The sequence below is a fragment of the Roseateles sp. P5_B10 genome, from assembly GCF_056400485.1.
The window spans coordinates 1-3,697 of the sequence record NZ_JBFULE010000536.1 but is presented as its reverse complement, the minus strand read 5'-3'; the positions used below and the strand labels follow the sequence as shown (position 1 = coordinate 3,697).

The following is a 3,697-nucleotide window of genomic DNA, read 5'->3' as shown; positions in this document are numbered from 1 at the left end:
GCCGTCGTGCTGACCTGGGGCGTCAATTTCCCACTGTCCAAGGCCTTGTTCAACCAGGTCGGCCCGACGGGTTTCCTGGGGCTGCGCTACCTGCTGATGCCCTTCTGTGCCGTGGCCCTGCTGTGCTGGCGTTTCGGCATGCGCTGGCCGCGACTGGACCGCGGCGAAGTCTGGCCGCTGGTGCGATTGACGCTGATCGGCCAAGGCCTGCACCTGTTGCTGTCGGCCTACGGCATGCAGGGCTCCACCGCCTTCAGCGCCAGCGTGCTGCTGGCCTGCGGGCCGGTGTTCACGCTGCTGATCCTGCGCGCGACCGGCGTGGAGAAACTCTCCGCGGGCCAGGTCGTCGGCGTGGCGATGGCGGCCACCGGCGCATTGGTTTTCACATCGGACAAGCTGCTCGCCGCCAACTGGCAGGCCGGCCTGGGCGACCTGACCCTGCTGGCCGCCGCCGCTCTCTTCAGCTACTACACGGTGGCGAGCAAGCCGCTGATCCAGCACCACGGCGGTGTGACGGTGCTGGGTTATGGCAGCCTGGTCTGCACGCTGCCGATGCTGCTGTGGTGCTCGCCGGCACTGGTGTCCTTGGACTGGGCGACGCAGCCCACATGGGTATGGCCGGGCCTGGCCTGGCAGGTCATCGGCGGCGGCTTCCTGGGCTGGCTGGCCTGGGGCTGGGCCAACGAGAAGCGCGGCGTGGCCCGCACCGCGCCGTTGATCTACCTGATGCCGCTGGTGGCCGGCCTCATCGCGTGGCTGTGGGGCGGTGAGCAGTTCAGCGCGCCCAAGCTGCTCGGCGCCRGCGTCATCCTCGCCGGTGTGGCGCTGGCGCAGTTCAGCCCTGCGCTGAACGGGCCTCGCGGGCTTCCCGCACGTCCGCAACCGCCAGAGCCGTCATGTTGACGATGCGGCGCACCGTCGCGGAGGGCGTCAGGATGTGCACGGGGGCTGCCGCGCCCAGCAGGATGGGGCCGACCGTGACGCCGTGACTGGCGCTGATCTTCAGCACGTTGAAGAGGATGTTGGCCGCATCCAGCGTCGGCAGCACCAGCAGGTTGGCAGCGCCCTTGAGCTTGCTGTCGGGCAGAAAGGCCTGGCGCACGCTCTCGGAAAGGGCCGCGTCGCCATGCATTTCACCGTCGCATTCGACTTCAGGGTGGGCGGCCGAGAACAGCTCGTGGGCGCGGCGCATCTTGACGGCCGACGGCCGCGTGCTGGAGCCAAACATCGAATGGCTGACGAAAGCCAGCTTGGGCGGCAGGCCAAAGCGGCTCACCTCCTCGGCAGCCATCGCGGCGATGTCGGCCAGCTCCTCGGCGCTCGGGTCGTCGTTGACGAAGGTATCGGTGATGAAGAGCGTCATCTGCTCCAGGATCAGCGCGTTCATCGCGGCGAACTGGCGCACGCCTTCGCGAAGGCCGACGAGGTCGCGCACCTGCTCCAGGTGGCGGTCGAAGCGGCCGACCATGCCGCAGATCATCGCGTCGGCGTCGCCCAGCTCGATGGCCAGCGCACCGATCGCCGTGTTGGAGCGCCGCACGGCGGACTTGGCCATCTCGGGCGTGAAGCCGTTGCGCTTCATGCGGGCGTAGTAGGCCTCCCAGTACTGCCGGAAGCGCGGGTCGTCCTCGGGGTCGATGACGGCAACGTCTTCACCCAGCTTCAGCCGCAGGCCGGCGCGCTCGATGCGCGCCTTGAGCACCGCCGGTCGGCCGATCAGCGTCGGCTTGCACAGGCCCTCGTCCAGGGCCACCTGCACGGCACGCAGCACGCGCTCGTCCTCACCCTCGGCATAGATGACGCGTGCGCACTCGGCCTTCGCGGTGGCGAACACGGGGCGCATGAACATGCCGGTCTGGTAGACAAAGCGCTCCAGCGACTGGCGGTAGGCGACGAGGTCTGTCACCGGCCGCGTGGCCACGCCGTCGGCCGCCGCAGCCGCAGCGACCGCGGGCGCAATGCGCAGGATCAGCCGCGCGTCAAACGGCTTGGGGATCAGATATTCCGGGCCAAAAGCCAGTTCCTGGCCGGCATAGGCCGCGGCCACTTCATCGCTGGTCTCGGCCTTGGCCAGCGCCGCGATCTCGCGCACGCAGGCGAGCTTCATGCCTTCGGTGATCTTGGTCGCGCCGCAGTCCAGCGCGCCGCGGAAGATGTAGGGGAAGCACAGGACGTTGTTGACCTGGTTGGGGTAGTCGCTGCGGCCCGTGGCCATGATGCAGTCCGGCCGCACGGCCTTGGCCAACTCGGGGCGGATCTCGGGCTCGGGGTTGGCCAGCGCCAGGATGATGGGCTGGGTGGCCATGGTCTTGACCATGTCGGCCGTCAGCACCCCGGCGGCCGAGCAGCCGAGGAAGACGTCGGCGCCATCGACCACATCGGCCAGTGTGCGCGCCGCCGTGATCTGGCAATAGCGCTGCTTGGACTCGTCCAGCTTGCCGGCCTTCGCGTCTTCACGTTCGGACTGGATGACGCCGCGCGAGTCGCAGACAAAGACGTTGTCGCGCTTCACGCCCAAACCCACCATGACGTCCAGGCAGGCGATGGYCGCGGCACCCGCGCCCGACACCGCCACTTTGACCTTGGCGATGTCCTTGCCCACCAGCTCCAGGCCGTTGAGCAGCGCGGCCGACGAGATGATGGCCGTGCCGTGCTGGTCGTCGTGGAAGACGGGGATGTTCATGCGCTTGGACAGCTCGCGCTCGATGTAGAAGCACTCAGGCGCCTTGATGTCCTCGAGGTTGATGCCGCCCAGCGTCGGCTCCATCGCCGCGATGATGTCGATCAGCTTATCCGGGTCGCGCTCGGCGAGCTCGATGTCGAACACATCGATGCCGGCGAACTTCTTGAACAGGCAGCCCTTGCCTTCCATGACGGGCTTGGCGGCCAGCGGGCCGATGTCGCCCAGGCCCAGCACGGCGGTGCCGTTGGTGATGACGCCCACCAGGTTGCCGCGCGACGTGAAGTCGGCCGCCAGCGACGGGTCGCGTTCGATGTCGAGGCAGGGATAGGCCACGCCCGGCGAGTAGGCCAGCGACAGGTCGCGCTGGTTGGACAGCGCCTTGGTCGGCGTGACCGAAATCTTGCCGCGCGTCGGGCTGCGGTGATAGTCCAGAGCGGCTTCGCGCAGCGCAGCTTCGGCAGGCGACAAGGGAGCGTTGTTCTTTTCCATGAGGGTGACTCTCCAGGGAGGAACCCTCAAGGTTACGCCGCGTTTCAGCCCCCGCCGATGCAGGTTTTTTGGCGATCTATGCCGAAGCCGATATCACCCGGTCGCGGCCTTCATGCTTGGCGCGGTACATGGCCTGGTCGGCCTCGCGCAACGCAGCCTCGACATCCGCCGCCGCCGCGGCCTGGGCGACGCCCCAACTCGCAGTGACCTTCAGCGCGGCCGGCCACTCGACGCGCGCCAGCACCTGGCGCAGCCGCTCGGCCACGGCCACGGCCTCCTCGGCCGGCGTCTGCGGCATGACGATGACGAACTCTTCGCCGCCCCAGCGCGCCAGCAGGTCGTCACGCGGCAGGTTGGCGCGCAGCGTGCGGGCCAGCAGCACCAGCACCTGGTCGCCGACCTCGTGGCCATGCTGGTCGTTGACACGCTTGAAATGGTCGACGTCGACGAAGACGACCGACAGCGGGAAGCTCATGTCGCCCTGCACTTGCAGCAGCAGGTCCAGTGCACGGTTGAGGCCATCGC

General features: G+C 68.3%; 3 protein-coding genes. 1 reads left to right on the top strand and 2 read right to left on the bottom strand.

Annotated features, from left to right (window positions below; translation table 11 throughout):
• Positions 1–903 (top strand): DMT family transporter (locus AC1DU6_RS23375; RefSeq protein ID WP_477859966.1); only part of this gene is annotated, 903 nt, incomplete at its 5' end.
• Here the strand turns inward: AC1DU6_RS23375 and AC1DU6_RS23370 are convergent.
• Together AC1DU6_RS23370 and AC1DU6_RS23365 are read right to left on the bottom strand one after the other, a co-directional pair.
• The gene (locus AC1DU6_RS23370; protein WP_477859964.1) at positions 836–3,172 is read right to left on the bottom strand and encodes an NADP-dependent malic enzyme; all 2,337 of its coding nucleotides are present in this window, start codon (positions 3,170–3,172) and stop codon (positions 836–838) included. The two genes, AC1DU6_RS23375 and AC1DU6_RS23370, sit on opposite strands and share 68 nt — an antisense overlap.
• Positions 3,173–3,248: 76 nt before the next feature.
• The coding region (locus AC1DU6_RS23365) for a GGDEF domain-containing protein (RefSeq protein ID WP_477859962.1) at positions 3,249–3,697 on the bottom strand (449 nt) is incomplete at its 5' end.